Genomic DNA, 23,258 nt, shown 5'->3' with positions numbered 1-23,258 from the left:
TTCCCCCGCCCCCTCCAGCGACTGCGCGCGGCTCTTCGTCACCGTCGGTTCACCCGTTCGTCGGCGGCCGATGGCACACTGCCGCGCATGAGCGCCTCCACCACGACCACCGACCGGATCGCCGCGCGGGAGCGCCTGGCCGAGCACCTCGACCGGCTCGACGGGAAGGCGCTGCTGATCGGCCTCGACGTCGACGGCACCCTCGTCGACCACGACGGGCGGATGACCCCCGAGATGCGGGACGCGCTGCGCGGCGCCGCGAGCACGCACACCGTCGTCATCGCCACCGGCCGCTCCCTCGGCGCGACCCTCCCGATCGTCGAGGCCGCCGGGATCACGCGCGGCTACGCGGTCTGCTCCAACGGCGCGGTCACCGTCGAGATGGACCCCGAGGCCGAGGGCGGGCACCACATCGTCGACACCCGCTCCTTCCAGCCCGGCCACGCCCTGCGCACCCTGCGCGAGGTCGCCCCCGACGCGCACTACGCGGTCGAGACGGCCGACGGCGGCTTCCACTCGACCACCGGCTTCCAGGACGCGAGCTTCGGCGTCGAGGCGACCGAGACCGCGCTCGAGGACCTGATGGAGCTCGAGGCGGTGCGCGTGGTCGTCCACGTCCCCGACCTCTCCCCGCAGGAGTTCTCGAAGGTCATCGCCGAGTCCGGGGTGCACGGCGTCGAGTACTCGATCGGGTGGACCGCCTGGCTGGACATGGCCGCGCCCGGCATCTCCAAGGCCAGCGCCCTCGAGGTGATCCGCGACCGGCTCGGCATCGAGCGGCGCGCGACCGTCGCCGTCGGCGACGGCTTCAACGACACCGAGATGCTCGCCTGGGCCGAGGTCGGGGTCGCGATGGGGCAGGCGCCGCAGGGCGTGAAGGACGTCGCGGACGTGGTCACCGACTCGATCTACGAGGATGGGACCGTGCTGGTGCTCGAGGGCGTGCTCGGCTGACCCCTCCTGACGTCACCTCGTCATGAGCCACGCCAGCAGGTAGCTGTGGGTGTTCCCGTCGTCCAGGTGCTCGTCGGCCAGGTCCCGCGCCGCCTCGAGCGCCGCGTCCCGCTCCTCGTCCCCGCCGAGCGCGGAGTACATGAGCAGCCAGTCCCCGTACTGCTGATCGAACCCGCCCGACGCCGTGCCCTCGGCGACGTTCCGCCGCACCCGCTCCGGGTCGTCGGCCAGGTGGTCCGAGCTCGGCGACAGGGGCAGCACCAGGATCGCGAGCGCCGCCGCGGGCTCCGCGGAGAACCACGTGGCATAGTCGCGCTTGCCGCCGAACTGCAGCGGCAGCACCTGATGCGCGAAGCCGTCGTAGACCGGGTCCGCGGCATCGAAGTCGGTCCAGTAGGTGCGCGCCGCGAGGGCCTCATGGGCCAGCAGCCAGGCCGCCAGCTCCTCGAGCTCGGCGTTCCCGCGTGCCCGCGCCCACAGCTGCAGACCCGCCCAGGCGGTGGTCGCCTCCGAGCTGGACTCCTGGTTGTTGCCGTCGGCGAAGGGGGAGGTGCCCGACGCCCACGAATGCGAGGCGTAGGCGTCGAACACCCGCCGCACCGGCAGCATGTCCGTCGCCGCGTCGCTCGCGATGTCGGCGGCGAGGGCGTCGATCACCGGTGCGACCTCCTCCGCGAGCTCCGGATCGTCCGCGGCGAGGGTGCCCGCGGCATACAGGAAGTAGCCGTAGTGGAAGTGGTGGTCGTTGAACTCCTCGGAGCCGAACGACGGGGTCAGACCCACGACTCCCCGGTTCGTGGCGTCGTACGCGAAGCAGAAGGCGTCGCGCTCCGCCGCCGCACCCACCTCCGTCCAGCGGCGCAGCTGGGTGAGGACCCGCTCGCGGAGGACGGCGGCGGGCCCCTCGGCCCCGACCTGCTCCGCGATCGCGAGGAGCTGCGCGTCGCGGTGCAGGGCCTTCCCGCCGAAGTAGGTGTCGGCCGGGTAGTCGAGCAGGGCGGGGACGTCGAGCGCGACCTGTGCGGCGAGCTCCTCGCGCTGCGCATCGTCCAGGCCCGAGAGATCCAGTGCCGCACGGGCCTCGCGCCGCGGCGCGGACCAGGTGAGCTCGGTCGCCTCGCGAAGCACGAGGGTGCCGTAGACGCTCGGGTACGTGCCGAGCACGTCGCCGGCCGACGGGTCCGCGCCGTGGTGCGGCATCGCGGCGATGGCCGTCGGCCCGTTCCCGGCGGTGGTGTAGGTGAGGGTCGTCGTGGCCGCGTCCTCGGTGAGGGAGCGGGCGAGCGCGGTGCTCTCCACCGGCACGGCGAGGAGGGCGAGGTGTGCGGCGTCGGCGCCCTCCGGGAGGGCGAGGAAGGTCGCCGTGCCGCCGGAGGCGACGTGGCATCGAGCGCCGTCGAGCGTCCCGTCCTCGAGGGTGAGGGCGTAGGTGTGGGGGCCGACGGCGAGGGTGGGCGGGTCCTCGCCCACGAAGGGAGCCGAGAGGGTGAGCTCCAGGTTCGCGCTCGCGCGCAGGGCGACGCAGGGCCAGCCCTCGGCGATCGTGACGGTCGCGAGAGCGCCGCCCGACCCGTCGCGCAGGGTCATGGTCACCGAAGCCTCGTCGTAGGCCGTGACCAGCGCGGACTCCGCCCCGTCGACCGCGACCCCGAGCTCCGGGGCATTGCCGCCCATGAGCGTCCGCTCCGAGGTGACCACGGCGGGCAGGCCGAGGGTGAACCCGCCGTCCACGAGCGCGAAGGACAGCGGCAGCGGGTGCACCGGCTGGGGCTCCTCGCCGAAGACGAGGCCGGAGAACCACCGGTTCGTCGGCGGGACCAGACCCTCGCCGAGGCGCACAGCACGCAGGTCCGCGGGCTCGGGGAGCGGGGGCAGCGCGGTCATCGACGCGTCGACCTCCTCAGCGGTGAAGGCGGGGCTGCCCGGCGCGGAGGCCGCGCCGCGGTCCGTGCATCCTGTCATTCCCGCGGCCAGCAGCCCGAGTGGCAGACCGGCCAGCAGCGTGCGGCGCGCGGGCCTCATCGCAGACCCACGCTGCGCAGGAAGTCCATCAGCGCATCGGTCGGGCCGGCGAGAACGCCGTCGTCGGTGAGCTCGACCCGCACCGACACCGGCGCGCCGTCGGTCGCGATGAGGTCCAGGTCCTCGCCCTCGAGCTCCTCACTCGTGATCAGCGCTCGGCTGACCGCCTTGCCGTTCTCGGTGACGACCGAGGCGGAGACGACGTCGCCGATCACGGTGCGGTCGTCCGGCAGGAGGATCTCGGCGCGCGCGCCCTCCTCGAGCCGTCCGTAGTCCCGGGAGGTGAGCAGGAACTGCGCCTCCACCGCGCGGGGGCTGGAGCGCACGATCGTCGCCACCGGCGCCCCGGCGCCCAGGTAGTTGCCGGGGGTCGCGGAGAGCTCGGTGACCCGGCCGTCGGCGGTGGCGCGGTAGACGATCACCCCGGTCACCGGGTCGATGTCCATCGCGTCGTTCGAACTGGCGGCCAGGCCGTGCACCGCGTCCTGCTGCAGCTCGACGCTGGTCATCGTGAACAGCACGTCCCCGGCGGAGACCTCGTCCCCGAGGGCCACGGCCATGTCGATCACGACCCCGGGGGCCACCGCCGCGATCGCGTAGCGGGGCTGGACGATCGCGGCGCTCACGGAGGCGCTCTGGCGCTGGCGCTGGTTGAACACGAGGCTCAGCCCCGCGGCGAGGGCGAGGACGAGCAGGACGGAGGTCAGCAGGCGGAGGCGGGCGATCCAGGTCATGACGTGGTCCTCATCAGTCGGGTGCGGGAGTGACGGGCCGCGACGGCGTCCGCCGGGGTGGACAGCGGGATCGGGGCGGCGAGCGCCGCGGAGGTCGCGAGCGCCTTCGCGCGGTCGGCATGGGCGGCGAGGGAGCCGGTGCGGGCCGCGCGGATCTCGCCGAGCGCGACGACCACGAGGATCAGCAGCACCGCGGAGTTCACCGCGCACCAGAGCGTCGCGATCGAGGGCCGGCCAAGCATCGTGTCGCGCCAGATCCCGACCGCGGTGGTGCACAGGAGGAACACGAGCATGCACACCTGCGGGCCCATCACCGTGAAGGGGGAGACCTGCTTCTGCGCGCCCGTCACCGACCACGCCTGGTCACGGCCGGTCACGGCGTTCACCAGCGCCTTCGTGTAGATCGGGAAGGAGCATGCGGCGAGGGTCAGCACCTCCCAGCGGAAGGAGCCGAGCGTGAAGAAGGCCAGCACGATCTGCAGCACGTAGAAGCCGCCGTAGAACACCACCCAGGTGCCCCAGCCCACGTCCATCGACACCGGGCGCAGGTCGAAGAACACCTCGAGCGCCGGGACCATCAGCAGCACACCCGGCACGATGCCGGTGAGGTAGTGGGTGGCGGTGATGAAGTACATCAGCCGCTGGTCCAGGCTCAGGCGCCGCCGCGGGCTCAGCGGATTGGCCTGCAGCAGGATCTCGAACCCGCCGGTCGCCCAGCGCAGCTGCTGCTTCGAGTACGCGACGATCGTGTCGGGCGCGTCGCCGATCGCGAGGGTCGTGGGCAGGAAGATCGAGCGCCAGCCGCGCTCGTGGAGCGTCAGGGAGGTCCACACGTCCTCGGACTTCGAGTCCGTGACCATCCCGCCGATGTCGTCGATCGCCCGCCGACGGAAGACCACGTTGGTGCCTACGCAGAACGCGGCGTTGAAGTGGTTCCGGCCCGGCTGGATGAACCGGTAGAACATCGCCTGCATGTACCCCGCGCCGCGGGAGATGACGTTGTGGAGGTTGCCGTAGGTCTGCGGGGTCTGCACGAAGGCGACCGTCTCGTTGGTGAAGAAGGGCAGCGTCTCCTCGAGCAGGCCGGGCAGGGGCACGAAGTCTGCATCGAGGACTACGAAGAACTCGCTCTTGGCGAGGGTGAGGGCGTGGTTGACGTTCCCTGCCTTCGCGCCGCCGCTGCTGAGGCGGCGCACGTACCGGCAGCCGATCTGCGCCGCGAGTGCCCGCACCTCGTCGCTGCGCCCGTCGTCGAGGATCCACACCTCGTGACGGCCGCGGATCGCCATCGCGGCGGTCGCGGTGCGGCGGATGACCTCGAGCGGTTCGCCGTACACGGTGATCAGCACGTCCACGTCGACCCGCCGCCCATTCAGTTGCAGGGGCCAGCGGGAGGGGTCCCCGCGCTGGGGGAGGGAGGACAGCCGCGAGAGCGAGTACAGCTCGTCCCGTGCCCGCCAGTACTCGTGGTCGCGCACGTCCCGGGTGCCGGCGAGCACGGTCCACATGGCGCACAGCGCATGGAGCACGAGGATCGCCTCGGACACGATGACCAGCAGCCAGGGGATCAGGTCGCCGCGGTGCGAGGGCTGGAGGAGGAACACCCCGTAGGCGAGGCATCCGGCCGTCGCCAGCAGCGTCAGCAGGATCATCACGGGGGAGAACCTGTCGGTGGCCGCGGCGCGGCGGCTCACCGGGGTGAAGCGGTCGACGGAGGCGAGATCGTGGGCGGAACGGGGCATGGGAGCTCCTCGGCCGGCGGGCGATCGGGCCTTGCGAGGCCGCGATGCCCGATCCGGACCGAGGTCCGTCCCGCATGATGGGTGGGTGCGGCCAGACTCCGCGAACGGGGCGAATCGGACAAGTCCGATTCGCCCCGTTCACCGTTCCGTGACCTTTCCCTGGATCACGCCTTCCGGCGGCGTCCCCGGCGGTTTTCGCCCGACGGGGGAGCGACCTCGAGGATCACCTTGCCCAGGTGGCCTCCGGTGCGGAGGATCTCGTGGGCGCGAGCGGCCTCGGCCAACGGGAGCCGCTCGTGGATCGGGATCTGCAGCTCCCCGGACGCCAGCAGCGGCCAAGCCAGGTAGCGGGTCGCCTCGAGGATCGCAGCCTTGTTCTCCACCGGGCGCGAGCGCAGGGTCGAGCCGATCACGCGGGCGCGCTTGGCCATCAGCTGCCCGATCGGCAGCTCGCCGCTCGCACCGCCGAGCGTCCCGATGATCACCAGGCGACCGCCCTCGTTGAGCATCGCGACGTTGTCGGCCAGCGCCGAGCCGCCGACGACGTCGAGGATCACGTCCGCGCCGCCCGCCTCACGCACCGCGGCGGGCAGGTCGATGATCCGGCGGTTCCACGCCTGCTCGGCGCCGAGCTGGGCGACGATCGGCAGTGCGTCGTCGCTGCCGACGGTGGTGAGCACCCGGGCGTCCATGGCCTTCGCGAGCTGGATGGCGACCGTGCCGATGCCGCCCGTGCCGCCGTGGACCAGGACTGTCTCGCCCTCGCGCATCCCCGCCTCGAGCACCAGGTTCGACACGACCGTCGCGGCGGCCTCGACCACCCCGGCCGCGTCGATCAGGCCCATGCCCTCCGGAGCCGGGAGCAGCTGCGCCTTGGGGACCGCGACGACCTCGGCGTAGCCGCCGCCGGCGAGCAGGGCGACGACCTCCTCGCCGGTGTCCCGTCGGCGGCCGGAGACCTCGAGGCCCGGCAGCTCGGAGGCGCCGGGCGGCGGCGGGTACTTCCCTGCGGCCTGCGCCAGGTCGGCGCGGTTCACGCCCGCGGCGACGACGTCGACCAGCACCTCGCCGGGGCCGGGCGTGGGTTCGGGCAGCTCGGCGAGCTCGAGCTCGCCGGGGCCGACGATGGTGATCGCGCGCATGGTCCTCTTCTCGGTCGTCGGGTTCTCCGTGTCCGGGCTCGCCGTCATCGTCCCACCTCGACGACGGTGCGGCCGCGGACCTGCCCGGCCAGCACCTGCTGCGCGGCGGGGATCGCGTCGGCGAGGCCGATGGTGGCCGTCATCGAGTCCAGCAGGGCCAGGTCGAGCTCGCTCGCCAGCGCCGCCCAGGCCCGCTCGCGCAGCGGCAGCGGGCACTCGACGGAGTTGATGCCGGCGAGGGTGACGCCGCGCAGGATGAACGGCAGCACCGTCGTGGGCAGGTCCGGTCCCTGCGCGAGGCCGAAGGCGGCGACCGTGCCTCCCCATGCGGTCTGCGCGAGGACGTTCGCGAGGGTCGTCGAACCGACCCCGTCGACCGCGGCGGCGAAGCGCTGCGACTGCAGGGGACGACCCGGCTCCTCCGACAGCTCGCGGCGGTCCACGACCTCGGCGGCGCCGAGGGAGCGCAGGTACTCGCCGTGCTCCTCGACGCGCCCCGTCGAGGCGATCACGCGGTGGCCACGACCGGCGAGCAGCGCGATCGCGACCGAGCCGGCGCCGCCGGAGGCGCCGGTGACCAGCACGTCCCCGTCGGCCGGGGTGAGGCCTGCGTCCTCGAGGCGCAGCACGGCGAGCATCGCGGTGAAGCCGGCGGTTCCGATCGCGGCGGCGCGCTGCGCGGTGAGGGCTGCGGGGAGGTGGACGAGCGCGTCCGGGCGCACGCGGGCGCGGGTCGCGAAGCCGCCGTGGAGGGACTCGCCGATCCCGTCGCCGTTCAGGACCACGGCATCGCCGGGGGAGAAGCGCTCGTTGCCGGACTCCGACACCGTGCCGACCAGGTCGATGCCCGGGATGAGCGGGTGGGCGCGGGCGATGCCCTTGCCGGCCAGGGCCATCGCGTCCTTGTAGTTCAGCGAGGAGAACTCCACGTCGAGCGCCACCTCGCCGGTCAGCAGGGACTCGTCGGCGTCCTCCAGGAGGCGCGGGGAGGCGCCCTCGGACTCGATCAGGATCGCGCGCATCAGGGCTCCTCCGTCGGTGGGGGCGGGTGGGGCCAGCCTAGCGCCGGCGGCCCCGGCGGCGACGGTAGACTCGTGCGGGTGCCTTCGGGCACCGGGAGGGTTGTCAGAGCGGCCGAATGAGATGGTCTTGAAAACCATTGTGCAGTGACCCTGTACCGCGGGTTCGAATCCCGCACCCTCCGCTGATCTGCACTGCAATGTTCATCCGGGCACCATCGGAGGGGGAGCGTGGCCGAGGTCGGGTATCGCGCCGTCAGGAGCTGGTGGGTCCGGGCCGCGCTGGGCGTCGTCCTCCTACCGGTCTCCCTCGTCGTGCTGGGCAGCGGCGTCATGCTGCTCACCACGGAGTCCGTCGCCGGGGTGCTCGGGTTTCTGCTGTGCCTGTCCCTCGTGCTCTTCATCGGCCTGGTCTGGTTCGTGGGCACCAGGATCCAGTTCCTCGTCGACGACGAGGGGATCACGATCGTCCACTACGTGCGCACCCATCGGATCCCGTGGGAGCAGGTCGCCGTGATCGAGCAGAGCAGCTCCTACTGGACCACGGGCGCCGCGGTCGTCGTGCTGCGCGAGCCCGCCGGCCGACGGATCACCGCGCTCGCGACCACGGATCGCATGATGCTGTACCGCGGGGAGAACCCGTTCGACACCGTCCGAGCCGGGAATGCACCGCGCTACCCCACCCTCGCCGCCATCGAGGCGCACCGCCGCTGGATCGCCGCGGCGAACGCGCGGATGCAGGGTCGACAGGACCCGCGGGCCCTGCACTGACCTGCACGCTCAGCGGTCCGTCGGCTCCACGCGGCGCTCGCCGGCGCGGACCGGGACCGGCAGGTGGTTGCCCTCCGGCGGGCGGGGGCAGGTCGCCGAGGTGCTGAAGGCCGAGGGGAAGTTCAGCGCCCGGTTCAGGTCCACCTCGATGCGGTCCCCGTCGATCCGCGCCTCCACCTGACGCCAGTCCGCGCTCTCCGTGCCGGAGGTCTCGTCGGTGAACACGAGGGTCGAACGGCCGGTCACGACGAGCTCGATTTCGCGCCCGTCGATCGTGAGGCGCGCGACGCCGGGAGAGGGGATCTCCGAGGTGAGCCAGGGGAGGACCGAACCGACCGTGACCTCCGCCGGACGCGGTACGAAGGTGCCGGTCAGCACCGCGTCCGGGTCGTGGTCGAAGGTCGGCACGCCCTCGAAGGCGGTGCGGCGCGGGGCCGACGGGTCCAGCAGGCGCAGCCCGATCCGGTCGCCGCGGCGGATCACGTCGATCTGCACGTCCTCGCCGAAGCGGGCCAGGCGCACGTCGGCGGCCGCGCCGACGGTGACACGAGTGTGCTCGCCATGGTGCTCGACGAGCGCCTCGGGGGCGTCCGCCAGCAGCTCGAGCGCCTCGCCCTCCCACTCCGCCTCGAGCACGTCGCCCTCGCGCCGCCAGGTGCCGGGCACGCCCTCGATCTCGCGCGCCCCGTCGGCCGGGTCGATCCAGTGCATCCCCACCTGGGAGAGGATCCCGTGCGGCTCGGCGAGGCCGCGGTCGCGACGGTCGCGGAAGGCGAGGAAGTCCTCGGGGGCGGATGCGGTCATGGGAGCCTCCTGCAGGTCTCGGACGGGACGCTCGCAGTCTGCTCCCTCTTGCCCCGCGCGTCGAGGGCTCGCGTCATGCGCGGTCATCCGCCGACGCCGTCGACCTCCGCGGACTCCCCGCAGTCGCCTGGCTCCCCGCGCTGAGCCGGTCCTCTCTCCGCCGCGTAGCATGTGCGCCAACCAGGAGCATCCGGCCGGATCGAGGAGATGACGACGATGGCGCAGTACACAGGTGTGGCAGTGAGCCCCGGACGGGTGATCGGCACCATCCGGACGATGGCCCCGCCGGTCGCAGAGCCCGCGGCGGACGCGACGCTCCCCGAGGGCGCCGATGCGCAGGCCGAGTCCGGGCGGATCCCCGCCGCGGCCGCCGCCGTGCAGGCCACCCTCGTCCGCCTCGCCGAGCGCGCGAACGGCGACGGGAAGAAGATCCTCGAGGCGACCGCGCAGATGGCCGCCGACCCCTCCCTCACGCAGACCGCCCAGGGCCTCGTCCTCTCCGGCGGGAAGACGCCCGAGCGAGCCGTGTGGGAGGCCGGCGACCAGGTCGCCTCCATGCTCGAGAACCTCGGCGGGTACATGGCCGAGCGCGCCACCGACGTGCGCGACGTCCGCGCCCGCATCGTCGCCGAGCTGCGCGGCGAGCAGGCCCCCGGCATCCCCGAGGTCGACGAGCCGTTCGTGCTCACCGCCATCGACCTCGCCCCCGCCGACACCGCCACCCTCGACCCCACGCGGGTGCTCGCCCTGGTCACCTCCGACGGCGGCCCCCAGTCGCACACCGCGATCCTCGCCCGCCAGCTGGGCCTGCCCGCGATCGTCGCCGCGAAGGGGATCCACGAGTTCCCCGACGGCACCGAGGTGTTCATCGACGCCGGCTTCGGCACCATCACCGACGAGGTCACCGAGGAGCACCAGCGCCTCTCCGAGGCGTGGGCCGAGCTGCAGCGCAACCCCCTGACCTACGACGGCGGGGGAGGGGTCCTCGTCGACGGGACCCGCGTGCAGCTGCTGGCCAACATCGGCGGCGCGAAGGACGCCGAGAAGGCGGCCGCCGCGCACGCCGACGGCGTGGGCCTCTTCCGCACCGAGTTCCTCTTCCTGGACCGCGAGGACGAGCCCGGCGTGGAGGAGCAGACCGCCGCGTACTCGGAGACCTTCGCGCACTTCCCGGGCAAGAAGGTCGTGGTGCGCACGATCGACGCGGGCGCCGACAAGCCCCTGCCCTTCCTCACCGACGCCGACGAGCCCAACCCCGCCCTCGGCGTGCGCGCCTATCGCACCTCCTGGGAGAAGCGCTCGGTGCTGACCAACCAGCTCGACGCGATCGCCGCCGCCGCGAAGAGCACCGAGGCGAAGCCCTGGGTGATGGCGCCGATGATCGCGACCGTCGACGAGACCGAGGACTTCGTGGGCCTGTGCCGCGAGCGCGGCCTCGAACCGGCCGGGATCATGGTCGAGACCCCCTCGGCCGCGATCACCGCCGACCGCCACCTCGCCGAGTCCGACTTCGCCTCGATCGGCACCAACGACCTCACCCAGTACACGATGGCCGCCGACCGCCAGCTCGGCTCCCTCGCGCACCTGAACTCGCCCTGGCAGCCCGCCGTGCTCGCCCTGGTGAAGGCCACCTGCGACGGCGCCCGCGCGGCCGGCGGCGACCCCGAGGCGTTCGGGGAGAGCGCGAACAAGCCCGTCGGCGTGTGCGGCGAGGCGGCGGGCGACCCCGGACTCGCGGTGGTGCTCGTCGGCCTCGGCGTGAACTCGCTGTCGATGACCCCGCGCTCCCTGCCCGCGGTCGCGAAGGTGCTCTCGACCGTCACCCTCGAGCAGGCCAAGGACCTCGCCGCGAAGGCGCTCGCGGCCCGCACCTCCGAGGACGCGGTGAGCCTGGTCCGCGCGAACCTGCCGATCCTGGGCGAGCTGGGGCTGTGAGAGGCTGACCGGCCCGGACGCGGGAAGGGCGCCCCACCGTGACGGTGGGGCGCCCTTCTGCATCGGGCGAGGCTCTCGCTCACTCCTCGGCGTCGAGGTCCTTCTCGAGCAGGTCCGCGAGGGCGTTGACCGACTCCTCGGCTCCCTCGCCCTCGGCGCGGAGGGTCACCTCGTCGCCGTGACCGGCGCCGAGGGTCATGAGCATCAGCATGCTCGAGGCCTGCACGGCGCTGCCGCCGGCCTTCTCGATGGTGACGGTGGCCGGCTGCTGCGCAGCGGCCTGGGCGAAGATGCCGGCGGGGCGGGCGTGGAGCCCGGAGGCGCTGGCGATCGTGACGGTGCGCTCTGCCATGGTGGATGCCTTTCGATCGGGTGGTCCCGCGGCCGCGGGCCGCGGGCGAGAAGTCGGGGACGGCTCGGGCGGGGTGCTCAGTCCGTGTGACGCGAATATACCGGGGACGCGATCCGCTCGCGCACCTCGGCGTACAGGGGGTGGGACGGCTCGAGCCCGGTGATCTCCGCGGTGGCGGCGTCCGGATCGGCGGAGGCGAGGATCTCCTGCAGGCGATCGACCTCCTCGTCGCCCTCAGGGGTGAACACGAGCGCGGCGGAGAGGGAGTTCAGCAGCGCCTCGTGGCCGAGCCCGCGCTCGGCGAGCTCCGCGGCCGGGCCGATGATGCGGTCCTGGCGGGAGAGCTTGCGCAGCGGGGAGCGGCCGACGCGCTCGACCGGGTCCGGCAGGGCCTCGTTCGCGAAGCGGCCGAGCACCTTCGAGCGGTAGGCAGCCATCTCCTCCTCGGCGAAGCCGTGCTTGGCGACCAGCAGCGAGGAGGTCTCCTCCAGCACGGCCCCGACCTGCTCGGCGACCTCCGGGTCCGCGATGGACTCGGCGATGGTGGCGTGGCCGGTGCGGGCGCCGTGCCAGGCCGTGGTGGCGTGGCCCGTGTTCACCGTGAACAGCTTCCGCTCGATGTACGGGCCGAGGCTGTCCACCCAGGTGATGCCCGGGACGTGCGGCTCGGTGCCCTCGAAGGGGCCGCGCTCGACGGCCCACTCGTGGAAGTCCTCGACCGTGACGTCGAGGCCCGCGCCCTCGGCCTGGACCGGGACGATCCGATCCACGGCGGTGTTCGCGAACAGCGCCTTCTCGTCGAGGTCCTCGCCCTGGTAGGCGGCGCGCACCTCGGCCTCCAGCAGATCGGTCGCGTTGATCGCGTTCTCGCAGGCGAGGACCGCGATGCGGGGAGCGCCCGCGGGGCGCGCCGCGATGCCGGCGGCGATGTTCGGGGCCACGAACCTCAGGATCCGGGCGCCGACGGCGGTGGTGACCATGTCCGCCGAGGCGATCTCCTCGGCCAGGCCCTCCGGGTCCTCGCTCGAGTTGATCGCCCGGAAGCCGTCGACCACCGTCGAGGTCGGGTCCTGGCCGACGGTCCGGACCGTGTACGAGTCCGCCGCCTGCAGCGACTCGACCAGCGGCGCGGCGACGTCGGAGAACACCACCTCGAAGCCGGCCTCGTGCAGCAGCAGGCCCACGAAGCCGCGGCCGATGTTCCCTGCGCCGAAGTGCACTGCCTTCATGGTGCTCACTCCTTCTCGTCCCCGAGGATCTCGAGGATCTCGTCGGTGGTGGTGGCGTCCTCGAGACGCTTGACCTGGGCGGGGTCGGAGAAGGTCATGGCGACCTTCTGCAGCAGCGTGAGGTGTTCGTTGCCGACCCCGGCGATGCCGATCACGAAAGTGGTCGGGTTGCCGTTCCAGTCGATGCCGTTCGGGTAGCGCACGAAGGACATCGCCGAGCGGGTGATCGAGGACTTCGCCTCGTTCGTGCCGTGCGGGATCGCCAGGCCGTTGCCCATGAAGGTGGATACCGTCGCCTCGCGGTCGTGCATCGCCCGCACATAGCCCTCGTCCACCGCGCCGGCGGCGACCAGCAGGGCACCGGCCTCGTCGATGCCGGAGGCGGAGTCGGTGGCGGTGCCGTCCAGGACGATGCTGGAGGGGGCGAGGATCTGCGGGGCGGAGTCGGTGGAGTCCTCCGCGGCGGCCTCCGTCCCTGCCGTGCCCTCTGCTTCCGCCGGCTGCTCGTCCTCCGGGCGCGGGGCCGCGTGGCGGCCGCGAGGAGCGTCGTCGGCCGACGGGGCGGCTGCCGCCGCGCCTGCACCTGCGCCCGTCGTCGCTGCGGCCTCCGCGCTCGTGTCGTCGGCGTCGTCGGGCGCATTGCGCTGCCCGACCAGCTCGACGACTTCGTCGTAGCGGGGCGAGTTCATGAACTGGTCGACGCTGACGTGGACCGCCGAGCCGGTGCGCTGGCGGGCGCGATCGGTGAGCTCCTTCTGGGTCACCACCACGTCCCACTCGTCGTTCAGGCTCGAGATGGCCTTGTTCGTGACCTCGACGTCGTCGAAGCCGGCCGCGCGCACCTTCTTGCGCAGCACGGTCGCGCCCATGGCGGAGGAGCCCATGCCCGCATCGCAGGCGAAGACTATCTTCCGGATCGGGCCGGTGTGGCCGGAGGCGTCGGCCGCGGCGGCCGCACCCGCGCCCGCGGCGCCCGCCGCGCCGGTGAGGGCGCCCGCGACGGAGGACTTCTTGCCCTTCATCTGCTCCATCTTCGCCGTCGCCGAGGCGATGTCGCCGTCGTCCTGCTTGCCGATCTTCAGGAACAGCGCGGCGAGCAGGAAGCTGACGGTCGCCGCGCCCAGGACGGCAAGGGCGATGCCGAGATAGGAGTCGCGGGCGGCCACGCCGAAGATGGCGATGATCGAGCCCGGCGCCGCGGCGGAGATCAGGCCGGTGCCGAAGGCGACGTTGATCGCGACACCGGTCATGCCGCCGCCGATCGCGGCGAGGATGAGGATCGGCTTCATGAGCACGTAGGGGAAGTAGATCTCGTGGATGCCGCCGAAGAACTGGATGATCGCGGCGCCCGGGGCGGAGGCCCTCGCGGCCCCTCGGCCGAAGACGGTGTAGGCAAGCAGGATGCCGACGCCGGGGCCGGGGTTCGACTCGAGCAGGAAGAGGACGGACTTGCCGTCGGTCGCGGCCTGCGAGATGCCCAGCGGCGTGAGCACGCCGTGGTTGATGGCGTTGTTGAGGAAGAAGACCTTCGCGGGCTCGATGAGGAGCGAGACCAGCGGCAGCAGACCCGCGTTCACGAGTCCGGCCACGCCGCTGGCCAGCAGGGACATCAGGCCGTTCACCAGCGGCGCGAGTCCGAAGAAGCCCGCCACCAGCAGGGCGAAGCCGACGATGCCGGCGGAGAACATGTTCACGAGCATCTCGAAGCCGGCGGGGATGTGGTCCTGCCACAGCCGGTCGAGCTTCTTCATGATCCAGGCCGCGAGCGGCGCCATGATCATCGCGCCGATGAACATGTGCACCTGGGGGAGCGCCTCGAAGGCTGACTCCGCATTGCCGGCGGCGAGCCACTTCCCGAGCTCGGCGGCGTTCTCCTGGTCGATCAGCCAGTCCGAGCCGGCGATGACGCCCATCGTCGCGATCACGCCGACCACCGCGCCGCGCGCCTCGTAGACCATCCGGCCGCCCGTGTTCGCGATGAGCAGCGGCAGCAGGTAGTGGATCATCGGGCCGACGGCCGCGGCGAGCGGCTCGTTCGGGGTCCACCCCTCAGGGATGAAGAACGCGGTGAGGATGCCCCACGCGATCAGGGCCGGGATGTTCGGCATCACCATGTTCGACAGTGATGTGCCGACCTTCTGCAGGGCCACTCGCGGGCCGGCCCCGCTCTTGGTCTCGGTCGTGGTGGTCATGAGCCATCCTCGCGGGGGTGCGGGACCACGGGGCTGGTCCTCGGTGGGCGACGGCGCGGGCCGGGCGGCTCGCTGCGGCCGGTCGGGGCCGTGCCCTCTCGAGGAACCGTGGGCCTGCTCCGTCGGCGTGCCCCGCAGTCTAGACCCGGACCGAGCTCGGACGGCGGTCGCCGGTCCTGCGTCGTGCGAGGTGAGCGGGGATCAGACCGCGTCGGCCGCCTCGTCGTCCTCGGTCGTGACGGCACGGGTCGCCCGCCAGCGCCGGTACGACACTACGGTCAGGACGAGCACCACGACCCAGGAGGCCACCACGACGGCGCCGTGGAACACGTCCGGGGAGGCGAGGAAGGCGCCGATCGCAATGAGGGAGACCTGGCCGGGCAGCGCCGAGAGCGCTGTGGCCAGCAGGAACTCGCGGCTCGGGATGCCGAGCGCGCCGCTGCCGTAGTTCACCGGCCAGTAGGGGATCCCGGGCATCAGCCGCAGTGTGCACACCGCGTAGAAGCCGCCGCCCTCGAGGCGCTCCTCGACGACCTCACGGTGCGAGCCGAGCGCCCGCATCACCGTCTCGCGGCCCAGCGCCCGGGCGAGCCAGTACGCGCCGAGGCAGCCGGCCGTCACCCCGATCATCGACAGGAGCGTGCCGGGACCCAGGCCGAACAGCATCCCGCCGGCGACCGCCATGATCGTCACCGGGATCGGGGTCAGCGCCACCAGGGCGTAGAGGGCGATGAAGGCCAGCGGTGCCCAGGCGCCGAAGTCGTCGATGTCCGCGCGCAGCTCGTCCAGCGAGGGCAGGCGCACGTTCAGCGCGAGCCACACCATCGCCAGCGACGCTGCGACGAGCGCGACGTTGCGCGCGATGGAACCCCAGGGCGTGCTGTCCCGCTTCGCCCCGGGGCTCGTGCGCTCGGAGGTGCTCAGAGGGCGCCCTGCGACTCCGTCCCCGCGGGGATCGGGGTCATGCGGGTGACGGTCGCGGGGCCCTCGATGAGGTCCGCGATGTCCGCGCGGAGGATCTTCACCTGGTCACTGTCGCCGTGGACGTCGAGGTCCTCAGCCGTCGTCCACTTCTCGATCATGGTCACGGTGCCGTCCTCGGCGTCGTGGATCGCGTAGAGCTCGCAGCCCTTCTCGGTGTGGACGGCCTCGATGCCGCGGCGCATGGCCTCCGCGAGCTCCTTCTGCTTGCCGGGCTTGGGCTGGAACACGGCGGTGACGACGACGGTCATGGGAACTCCTCGGGATGCAGGAACACTGATCGGCCCCCATGGTGCCGTGCTCGGCTGAACCGTTCCACCACGTCCCACGCGGTCACTCAGCCGTGCTCCTCGGCGGACGGTGTCCGCGAGGCGCAGCCCTCGAGTGCAGGCGTGGCGCTCCTCCCGGTCACAGCGCGGCCTCACGCGGACTTCTTCGAAGCGCCTGATCTCTTGGCGGTACCGGACTTCTTGGTGCTGCCGGCTTTCTTGCTGCCGGACTTCTTGGTGCTGCCGGCTTTCTTGCTGCCGGACTTCTTGGCGCCGCCGGATTTCTTGCTGCTCGACTTCTTGCTGCCCGACTTCTTGGTGCCGCCCGACTTCTCTCCGTCGTCGCCGGCTCCTGTGTCGCCGCCGCGGCGCCTCCGCACGCTTCGCTCGAGGGCGTCCATGAGGCTGATGACCTTGCCGCCCTCCTCCGAGTCCTCCCCGGAGCTCTGTTTCCCGAAGGTCGCGTCGGTGTCGACCGTGTCGCCTTCCTCCAGCTTCGCCTCGAGCAGTCGACGCAGCTCCGCCTGGTACTCGTCGGTGAACTGCTCGGGATGGAAGTCGTCGCTGAACTGCTCGACCAGCGCGGCGGACATCTCCATCTCCTTCGCGGAGACCTTCGACCTCGAGGGCCCGAAGTCGACGTCCTTGAGATCGGTCGGCCAGCGCAGGGTCTGCAGGGCCAGCAGCTCCTCGTGCACCCGGAGCACGCCCAGGCGCGTCTTCGTCCGCAGCGTGAAGGTGACGATCGCGGTGCGCTCGGTCTCCTCGAGGGTCCTCCGCAGCAGCACGTAGGCCTTCGAGGAGCGGCCGACGGGCTCGAGGAAGTACGAGGTGCCCAGCAGGATCGGGTCCACCTGGTCCGAGGGCACGAACTGGACCACGTCGATCTCGTCGTTCTCCTCCGCCGGGAGGGCATCGAGCTCCTCGTCGGAGAGCACGACCGTCTTGTCGCCGTCCTCGTAGGCCTTGTCGATGTGCTCGTAGTCGATCTCCCGCCCGCACACCTCGCAGCGCCGCTCGTAGCGGATCCGCCCGTGGTCGTCGTCGTGCACCTGGTGGAAGGAGATGTCGTGCGAACGTGTCGCCCCGTAGAGCTTCACCGGCACGTTCACGAGTCCGAAGGTGATCTCACCGCTCCATATCGCGCGCATGCCCCATGACACCACGGGGTGCGGCGCGCCGCCAGGAACGATCGGTCGGCGCCGCGGCCCGGCGCGTGACGGATCCGGTGATCGGGGGCACAGTGGGGACATGGCCACTCGAGAGCAGCAGGTGGAGATCGACGGGCGCCGGCTGAGGCTGTCGAACCTCGACAAGGTCCTCTACCCGGCCACGGGCACCACCAAGGGCGAGGTGATCGACTACTACCACCGCATCGCCCCGGTGATGGTCCCGCAGGCGATGCGTCGCCCGGCGACGCGCAAGCGCTGGGTGGACGGGGTGGGCACCGCCGAGTCGCCGGGCAAGGTGTTCTTCCGCAAGGACCTCGAGGACCACGCCCCCGACTGGATCCCGCGCGCCGACATCGAGCACAGCGACGGCGTCTCCACCTACCCGCTCGTGGACGAGGCCGCCGTCCTCGTGTGGCTCGCGCAGCTCGCCGCGCTCGAGGTCCACACCCCTCAGTGGCGGTTCGACGCCGATCTCGAGCCCGCACGCCCCGATCGGATGGTCCTGGACCTCGACCCCGGCGAGGGGGCCGGGCTGGCGGAGTGCGCCCGTGCGGCGGCCTGGTGCCGCGAGATCCTCACCGACATGGGGCTCGAGAGCTATCCGGTGACCTCCGGCTCCAAGGGGATCCACCTCTACGCGCCGCTGGACGGCAGCGCGAGCTCCGAGGAGGTCGACCAGGTCGTCCACGAGCTCGCCCGCGCGCTCGAGACCGACCATCCCGAGGACGTGATCAGCACCCAGACCCGTTCGAAGCGCGCCGGCAAGGTCCTCGTGGACTGGTCGCAGAACAACGGCAAGAAGACCACCGTCTGCCCCTACTCCCTCCGAGGACGCCTGCGGCCCACCGTCGCCACCCCGCGCACGTGGGAGGAGATCGAGGACCCCGCGCTCGCACACCTCGAGATGGCCGAGGTGCTCGAGCGGGTCGAGGGCGGGATCGACCCCCTCGCGCCCCTCGGGCTGGACGAGGAGGGCGGCGCCGCGTCGGCCGGGCAGGCCCGCGACCGGCTCGAGGTGTACCGCTCGAAGCGGGACCCCGAGCGCACGCCCGAGCCCGTCCCCGCCCCCGACGTCGGCAGCGCCGCCGCGCAGGAGGCGCTCGAGGATGCGGAGCCGATGTTCGTCGTCCAGGAGCATCACGCGAGCCGTCTGCACTGGGACTTCCGCCTCCAGCACGAGGGGGTGCTCGTCTCCTGGGCGGTGCCCAAGGGGCCGCCGCTCGAGACGGGCGTCAACCGCCTGGCCGTGCAGACCGAGGACCACCCGCTCGAGTACGGCACCTTCGAGGGCACCATCCCGAAGGACGAGTACGGCGGCGGCGGCGTCACCCTCTGGGACACCGGCACGATCGAGATCGAGAAGTGGCGCGAGGGGCGCGAGGTGATCGTGGTCTGCCACGGACGACCCGACGGCGGGCTCGGCGGCGTGCCCCGACGCTTCGCCCTCCTCCACACCGGCGGCATGGGCGGATCGCGCCGCTCCGAGGCGGCGCAGACGAAGGCCGAGGCGAACTGGCTGCTGCACCTGATGAAGGACCAGCCCGAGGCCGACGGCGCAGAGGGGCCAGGTCCCGCCCCCACGGGGACCTCGGAGGACGTCGAGATGGGCGAGCCGATCGCGCCGATGCTCGCCACCCTCGGGAGTCGGGAGGACATCCGCGAGGAGGACGAGTGGGCCTTCGAGATGAAGTGGGACGGGGTGCGTGTCATCGCGACCGTCCTGGGAGACCGGGTCCGTCTGACCAGTCGCGGCGGCAAGGACCTCACCATCACGTTCCCCGAGCTGGCCGAGCTCGTCGACGCCGTGGCGCCGCCCCTGCGGGAGGCGGGGGAGACCGTGCTCGACGGGGAGATCGTGGCCCTGGACGGCCGTGACCGGCCCTCCTTCTCCCGCCTCCAGCAGCGGCTCGGCCTCACCCGGGAGCGCGACGTCGAGCGGGCCCGGAAGGACGTCGAGGTCCACGTGATGCTCTTCGACCTGCTCGTGCAGGGAGGCGACTCGCTGCTGCGCACCCCCTACCGGCAGCGGCGCGACCGGCTGTTCGAGGCGGTGCACGCCACCGACCACGTCCAGCTGCCGCACGCCGACCACGGCGACGTGGACCAGGCGATCGCCCTGTCGAAGGAGCTCCAGCTCGAGGGGGTGATGGCGAAGACGGAGAGCGGCGTCTACCGGCCGGGCAAGCGCACCCGCACCTGGATCAAGCTCAAGAACGCCCGTCACCAGGAGGTCGTGGTGATCGGGTGGCGCCACGGCAAGGGGGAGCGTTCCGGGACGATCGGTTCCCTCCTGGTCGCCGTCCCCGACCCGAGCGGGGATCTGCACTACGCCGGCCGCGTGGGCACCGGGTTCTCCACTCGCGATCTCGAGGAGATCGCGGGCCGGCTCCGCTCCCGCTCCCGGAAGACCCCGCCGGTCGACGACGTCCCCTCCGCGGACCGGCGCGATGCGGAATGGGTCCGCGCCGACCTGGTGGGGGAGGTGCAGCATGCCGAACGCACCGACGACGGCCGGCTGCGCCATCCCGTGTGGCGCGGATGGCGCCCGGACAAGCGGGCCGAGCAGGTGCGGTGGGAGACATGAGGGGGGAGCCCGGGCCCATGGCGGGGTCTCCTGGATCACACCCGGGCCCCCGCAGCCCCGCCGATGACGTAGTCTTAGCGTGCACGGCGCAGGATGCCTCCCTCGGGGGCGACCGACGACGGTCGCGCATCACCGACGAGACAGGGACTCCATCACCTCCTCCGCACTGCCCACGAACTCCTCTCCGCACCATCCCCGGTCGCTCGCAGTCCCCGCCGAGCGCTCCGCCCCCTCCCCGCTGCGAGCCGATGCCGACACCCTCGTCGCCGCGCTCGCCGGAGGGGCACCCACGGCCTCCGGGCCCCAGAACGGCCGCATCGGCGACGTCACGTCGTCGGCCGCGGCTCAGGCGGCCCCCGTGGCCGCCCCCGCAACCCGCCGCGACGACCACACCGGTCGCCGTGCTCCCGGGATGCTCCCATCCGCGACGGCGCCGCCGTCACGGATCTACGGGTCACGGACCGTGACTCACGACAACGAAGGAAATACCGCCATGGCTACTGGCATCGTCAACTGGTTCAACTCCGACAAGGGCTACGGCTTCATCGCCCCCGAGGACGGCTCCGCTGATGTGTTCGCGCACTTCTCCGCGATCGTCGGCACCGGCCGTCGTGACCTCGAGGAGAACCAGCGCGTGGAGTTCGACGTCGAGCAGGGCCCCAAGGGCCTGCAGGCGACGAACATCCGCGCTCTCTGAGCTTTCGCACCACCTCGACGCCCGTCGTCCCGGCACCTGCCGGGGCGGCGGGCGTCGTCGTTCCCGGGGGAGACCCGCGGCGCCCGCTCCGTCGCGTGCCTTCTGCTGGGTGGACCTAAGCAACGGTGCGGTCGCGGCGTCGCCATCACCCCCGCGAACCTCGCCGTGCTCAAGAACGGCCGCGCCCCCGCTGTGCGCTTCACGACCCTCGAGTCGCTGTGCGAGGCGCTCGACTGCCAGGTCGGGGACCTGCTGGGGTGGGAGCCGGAGGAAGAGGTCGACGGGGGCTGAGCGCCCGCGTCCGCGGCGCGGTCACCAGCGGAGCAGGTGCTCTCCGGGGCCGAGCTCCTGCGGCGCCGCCGTGCCCGGCTCCTGCGGGAGCACGACCGTCGCGCGAGTGCCGTCCGGAACTGTGAGGGCGAGGGTGCGGGCCTCGCGGTCGAGGTCCAGGGCGATCTCGCCGGCGTCCGTCGCGCGGGTCATCGCGATGCGGCCGACGGGGACGTCCGGGTCCGGGGCGACGACGAACTCCTCCCAGCCCTCCGGGCCCCGGCGCAGCCCGGCCACATGCTCGTGGAGCCAGGTCACGGGCGTGCCCATGAAGTAGTGGGAGTGCGAGCGCGGCTCCTCCCACATCTCCGCGAAGGTCGAGTTCCCGGCCTCGAGCCAGGCCCGCCAGCCGGGCGCTGTCGGATTCGAGAGCACCCGCCACGCGAGCGCGGCGTGGCCGTGCGCGGAGAGGACCGGGAGCAGGAAGCGGACCCCGAGGTGGCCGCAGTCGTGGTGGTCGCCGCGGGCGGTGAGGTCGGCGACGAGGTGATCGACGACGGCGCCGCTGCGCTCGGGCGGCACGATCCCGAAGGCCAGCGGGAGGATGTTCGAGGTCTGGCGGTACGTGGGCGTGCCCGGCGCGGCGGAGGTGCCGGGGTCGCGGTAGAGGCTGCGATCCGTGTCGAGGAAGACGATGTTCACCGCCTGCTCGAGGGCGGCGGCGTCGGCGCGGAGCGTGTCCGGGGCGGGGAGGTCCGGTGCGAGCGGCTCGCCGGCCGATGTCGCGCGCTCGAGCGCATGGGCCAGGCGGCGCAGGGCGTGGGCCACCAGGAGCGTGCCCGACAGACGCCTGTCCTCCGGGGCGGGGCCCGGGCTGCCGGGGGAGAGGTAATCGCCGAGCACCGAGGAGATCAGTCCGTCCTCGTCCTGTCGGTCCAGCTCATGGGCGAGATACCGGGCGGCGGCCCGAGCGTGCCGTGCGACCGGGTCCGTCTCCCCGTACTCGCACACCATCTCGTCCAGCAGCACCGGCAGCAGGCACGTCCACTCCGGGGCGGGGGAGAGCTCCTCGTAGCCCCAGCCGGGGCTCGGGGAGATCACCGCGAGGGAGCCGTCGGCCCGCTGGCCGTCCACCTGGTCCTCCAGCCACTTGCGCAGCATCCGGCGCATGTCGAAGCCTGTCGTCATCGCCGCGAGCGACGTCAGCGCGTCACCCGTCCAGCCGTTCTTCTCCTGGCTCGGGGTGTCGGTGGGGACGTGGTGCATGTTGTTCAGCAGCGAGGCGCGCATCGCGCGATCCATCGCCTCGACGTGCGCGTCCGAGCTGGTCAGCGTGCTCGCGGGGCTCAGGTCGGCATGGGCGGGGATCCCGGTGACCTGCACGCGCGCGAGGTCCCCGGGCGATGCCTCGAGCTCGACGTAGCGGAAGCCCTTGTAGGAATGGCGGGGCGCGAAGGAGCGGGCGCACCCGGGCTCCAGGCGGAGGCGGTCCTCCTGGAAGCGGTCCGTGTGCACGTGCTCGTTGCGCGCGTCGACCCGGCCGTCCTCCCGCAGCTTCTCCGCGTGGCGGGCCACGAGCAGCAGCGGCGGGTCGTCGGCCGGGACGTCCGCGCGCAGCTCGACGCGGCACCAGCCGGCGATCACCCGCCCCATGTCCAGCACGGTGCGGGTGGGCGAGGAGGAGACGACTTCGGGCGTGATCTCCTCCTGCTCCCGGATCGGCTCCTGGACCTGTCGGACCATCAGCGGCTCGGGGACCTCGCGGCCGTGGCCGCCCCGTCGGGCGCCGCGCCGGGAGGACGCCGCCAGCACCGGCGCCCAGTCCGAGTCGTCGTAGCCGGGGAGCAGCCAGGCCTCCGGGTCCTCGGCCGGGGCGAAGGTCTCGCCCTCGTACATCGAGTCGAAGGCCACCGGGCCCGGCCGGGTGCGCCAGTCCGGGCCGGTGGCGACCGCGCGGGAGGAGCCGTCGGCCAGATGCATCCGCAGATGCGCCCAGGCCCGCACCGGGCCCCGCCAGGGCGCCAGGTGCCAGCGCCACACGTTCGGGGTGGTCATCGCATGGAAGCCACGTCCCAGCTCGATGCCCAGCACGTTCTCGCCTCGGTGCAGCAGCGCGCCCACCTCGAGCTCCCGCACCTGGATGCGAGCGCGGGGATCGGTGAGGCCGGGGTCCAGGCGTGCATCGTCCACCTCGGCGCCGTTGAGCGCGGCACGGAAGGTGCCGAGGCCCGTCACCAGCAGGCGGGCCGAGACCGGCGGGGCGGCCAGCTCGAAGGAGAGCCGCAGCAGCGGGTTCTGCGGGTCCTCGCCGGGGGCGGTGATCCAGGAGGCCAGCGCGGGATCGATGCGGTGATCGCGGGGGGACATGCGGTGCCACCTGCTCCTGGAG

18 protein-coding genes, 1 tRNA gene and 1 pseudogene are annotated in these 23,258 nt (G+C 72.5%); 7 read left to right on the top strand and 13 right to left on the bottom strand.

Annotated elements, in window-relative coordinates:
- Window positions 1–87 precede the first annotated feature (87 nt).
- Window positions 88–954 (top strand): HAD family hydrolase, encoded by an 867-nt coding sequence (locus DEU31_RS07460; RefSeq protein ID WP_133676658.1) that lies wholly within the window; start codon window positions 88–90, stop codon window positions 952–954.
- A gap of 12 nt (window positions 955–966) precedes the next feature.
- Here DEU31_RS07460 and DEU31_RS07455 read toward each other — a convergent pair whose 3' ends face one another.
- The 5 genes from DEU31_RS07455 to DEU31_RS07435 all read right to left on the bottom strand — a co-directional run bounded on the left by DEU31_RS07455 (window position 967) and on the right by DEU31_RS07435 (window position 7,616).
- Window positions 967–2,976, bottom strand: a complete 2,010-nt coding sequence (locus DEU31_RS07455; RefSeq protein ID WP_133676657.1) for a glycosyl hydrolase — start codon at window positions 2,974–2,976, stop codon at window positions 967–969.
- The gene (locus DEU31_RS07450) at window positions 2,973–3,710 is read right to left on the bottom strand and encodes an HlyD family secretion protein (protein ID WP_133676656.1); all 738 of its coding nucleotides are present in this window, start codon (window positions 3,708–3,710) and stop codon (window positions 2,973–2,975) included. Before DEU31_RS07450 ends, DEU31_RS07455 begins: the two co-directional genes overlap by 4 nt.
- Window positions 3,707–5,452: a cellulose synthase catalytic subunit gene (locus tag DEU31_RS07445; RefSeq protein WP_010550028.1), complete on the bottom strand. Its 1,746-nt coding sequence runs from the start codon at window positions 5,450–5,452 to the stop codon at window positions 3,707–3,709. Before DEU31_RS07445 ends, DEU31_RS07450 begins: the two co-directional genes overlap by 4 nt.
- Window positions 5,453–5,616: 164 nt before the next feature.
- Window positions 5,617–6,594 carry an NAD(P)H-quinone oxidoreductase gene (locus DEU31_RS07440; protein ID WP_166649440.1) on the bottom strand — a complete coding sequence of 326 codons (978 nt, stop codon included), beginning with the start codon at window positions 6,592–6,594 and terminating at the stop codon, window positions 5,617–5,619.
- Between the two features lie 44 nt (window positions 6,595–6,638).
- Window positions 6,639–7,616, bottom strand: a complete 978-nt coding sequence (locus DEU31_RS07435; RefSeq protein ID WP_133676654.1) for an MDR family oxidoreductase — start codon at window positions 7,614–7,616, stop codon at window positions 6,639–6,641.
- A 94-nt stretch (window positions 7,617–7,710) separates the two neighbouring features.
- Between DEU31_RS07435 and DEU31_RS07430 the strand changes: the two genes are divergently transcribed.
- Together DEU31_RS07430 and DEU31_RS07425 are read left to right on the top strand one after the other, a co-directional pair.
- Window positions 7,711–7,798, top strand: a tRNA-Ser gene (locus DEU31_RS07430).
- A 46-nt stretch (window positions 7,799–7,844) separates the two neighbouring features.
- A complete protein-coding gene (locus DEU31_RS07425) occupies window positions 7,845–8,384 on the top strand; it encodes a PH domain-containing protein (protein WP_133676653.1) in 540 nt (179 codons plus the stop codon).
- A gap of 9 nt (window positions 8,385–8,393) precedes the next feature.
- On the opposite strand, the gene DEU31_RS07420 is transcribed toward DEU31_RS07425, so the two are convergent.
- Window positions 8,394–9,188: a DUF1684 domain-containing protein gene (locus tag DEU31_RS07420; RefSeq protein WP_133676652.1), complete on the bottom strand. Its 795-nt coding sequence runs from the start codon at window positions 9,186–9,188 to the stop codon at window positions 8,394–8,396.
- A 216-nt stretch (window positions 9,189–9,404) separates the two neighbouring features.
- On the opposite strand from DEU31_RS07420, the gene ptsP reads away from it, so the two are divergent.
- Complete coding sequence (gene ptsP / locus DEU31_RS07415; protein WP_133676651.1) at window positions 9,405–11,123, top strand: phosphoenolpyruvate--protein phosphotransferase; 1,719 nt, start codon at window positions 9,405–9,407, stop codon at window positions 11,121–11,123.
- A 79-nt stretch (window positions 11,124–11,202) separates the two neighbouring features.
- Here the strand turns inward: ptsP and DEU31_RS07410 are convergent, their stop codons facing one another.
- The 6 genes from DEU31_RS07410 to DEU31_RS07385 form a co-directional block, all read right to left on the bottom strand.
- The gene (locus DEU31_RS07410; protein ID WP_010550035.1) at window positions 11,203–11,475 is read right to left on the bottom strand and encodes an HPr family phosphocarrier protein; all 273 of its coding nucleotides are present in this window, start codon (window positions 11,473–11,475) and stop codon (window positions 11,203–11,205) included.
- Between the two features lie 77 nt (window positions 11,476–11,552).
- On the bottom strand, window positions 11,553–12,704 hold the full coding sequence (locus DEU31_RS07405) for a mannitol-1-phosphate 5-dehydrogenase (RefSeq protein ID WP_133676650.1): 1,152 nt from the start codon (window positions 12,702–12,704) through the stop codon (window positions 11,553–11,555).
- A gap of 5 nt (window positions 12,705–12,709) precedes the next feature.
- A complete protein-coding gene (locus tag DEU31_RS07400) occupies window positions 12,710–14,896 on the bottom strand; it encodes a PTS sugar transporter subunit IIA (RefSeq protein ID WP_133676649.1) in 2,187 nt (728 codons plus the stop codon).
- 201 nt (window positions 14,897–15,097) lie between these two features.
- Window positions 15,098–15,721 carry a TVP38/TMEM64 family protein gene (locus DEU31_RS07395; RefSeq protein WP_133676648.1) on the bottom strand — a complete coding sequence of 208 codons (624 nt, stop codon included), beginning with the start codon at window positions 15,719–15,721 and terminating at the stop codon, window positions 15,098–15,100.
- Window positions 15,722–15,816: 95 nt separating this feature from the next.
- A complete protein-coding gene (locus tag DEU31_RS07390) occupies window positions 15,817–16,128 on the bottom strand; it encodes a putative quinol monooxygenase (protein WP_126984806.1) in 312 nt (103 codons plus the stop codon).
- Window positions 16,129–16,298: 170 nt separating this feature from the next.
- On the bottom strand, window positions 16,299–17,297 hold the full coding sequence (locus DEU31_RS07385) for a Ku protein (RefSeq protein WP_010550040.1): 999 nt from the start codon (window positions 17,295–17,297) through the stop codon (window positions 16,299–16,301).
- A gap of 100 nt (window positions 17,298–17,397) precedes the next feature.
- Here DEU31_RS07385 and DEU31_RS07380 point away from each other — a divergent pair, with 100 nt between their 5' ends.
- The 3 genes and pseudogenes from DEU31_RS07380 to DEU31_RS07370 form a co-directional block, all read left to right on the top strand.
- Window positions 17,398–19,902, top strand: a complete 2,505-nt coding sequence (locus DEU31_RS07380; RefSeq protein WP_133676647.1) for an ATP-dependent DNA ligase — start codon at window positions 17,398–17,400, stop codon at window positions 19,900–19,902.
- Between the two features lie 493 nt (window positions 19,903–20,395).
- The gene (locus DEU31_RS07375) at window positions 20,396–20,599 is read left to right on the top strand and encodes a cold-shock protein (protein ID WP_010550042.1); all 204 of its coding nucleotides are present in this window, start codon (window positions 20,396–20,398) and stop codon (window positions 20,597–20,599) included.
- Between the two features lie 138 nt (window positions 20,600–20,737).
- Window positions 20,738–20,890 (top strand): annotated as a pseudogene (locus DEU31_RS07370) (helix-turn-helix domain-containing protein); the annotation flags it as partial.
- A 21-nt stretch (window positions 20,891–20,911) separates the two neighbouring features.
- Here the strand turns inward: DEU31_RS07370 and DEU31_RS07365 are convergent.
- The gene (locus DEU31_RS07365; protein ID WP_166649424.1) at window positions 20,912–23,236 is read right to left on the bottom strand and encodes a family 78 glycoside hydrolase catalytic domain; all 2,325 of its coding nucleotides are present in this window, start codon (window positions 23,234–23,236) and stop codon (window positions 20,912–20,914) included.
- Window positions 23,237–23,258 lie beyond the last annotated feature (22 nt).

This window comes from Brachybacterium sp. AG952 (assembly GCF_004362645.1).
GTDB lineage: Bacteria > Actinomycetota > Actinomycetes > Actinomycetales > Dermabacteraceae > Brachybacterium > Brachybacterium conglomeratum.
This window is presented reverse-complemented; position numbering and strand designations above follow the sequence as displayed.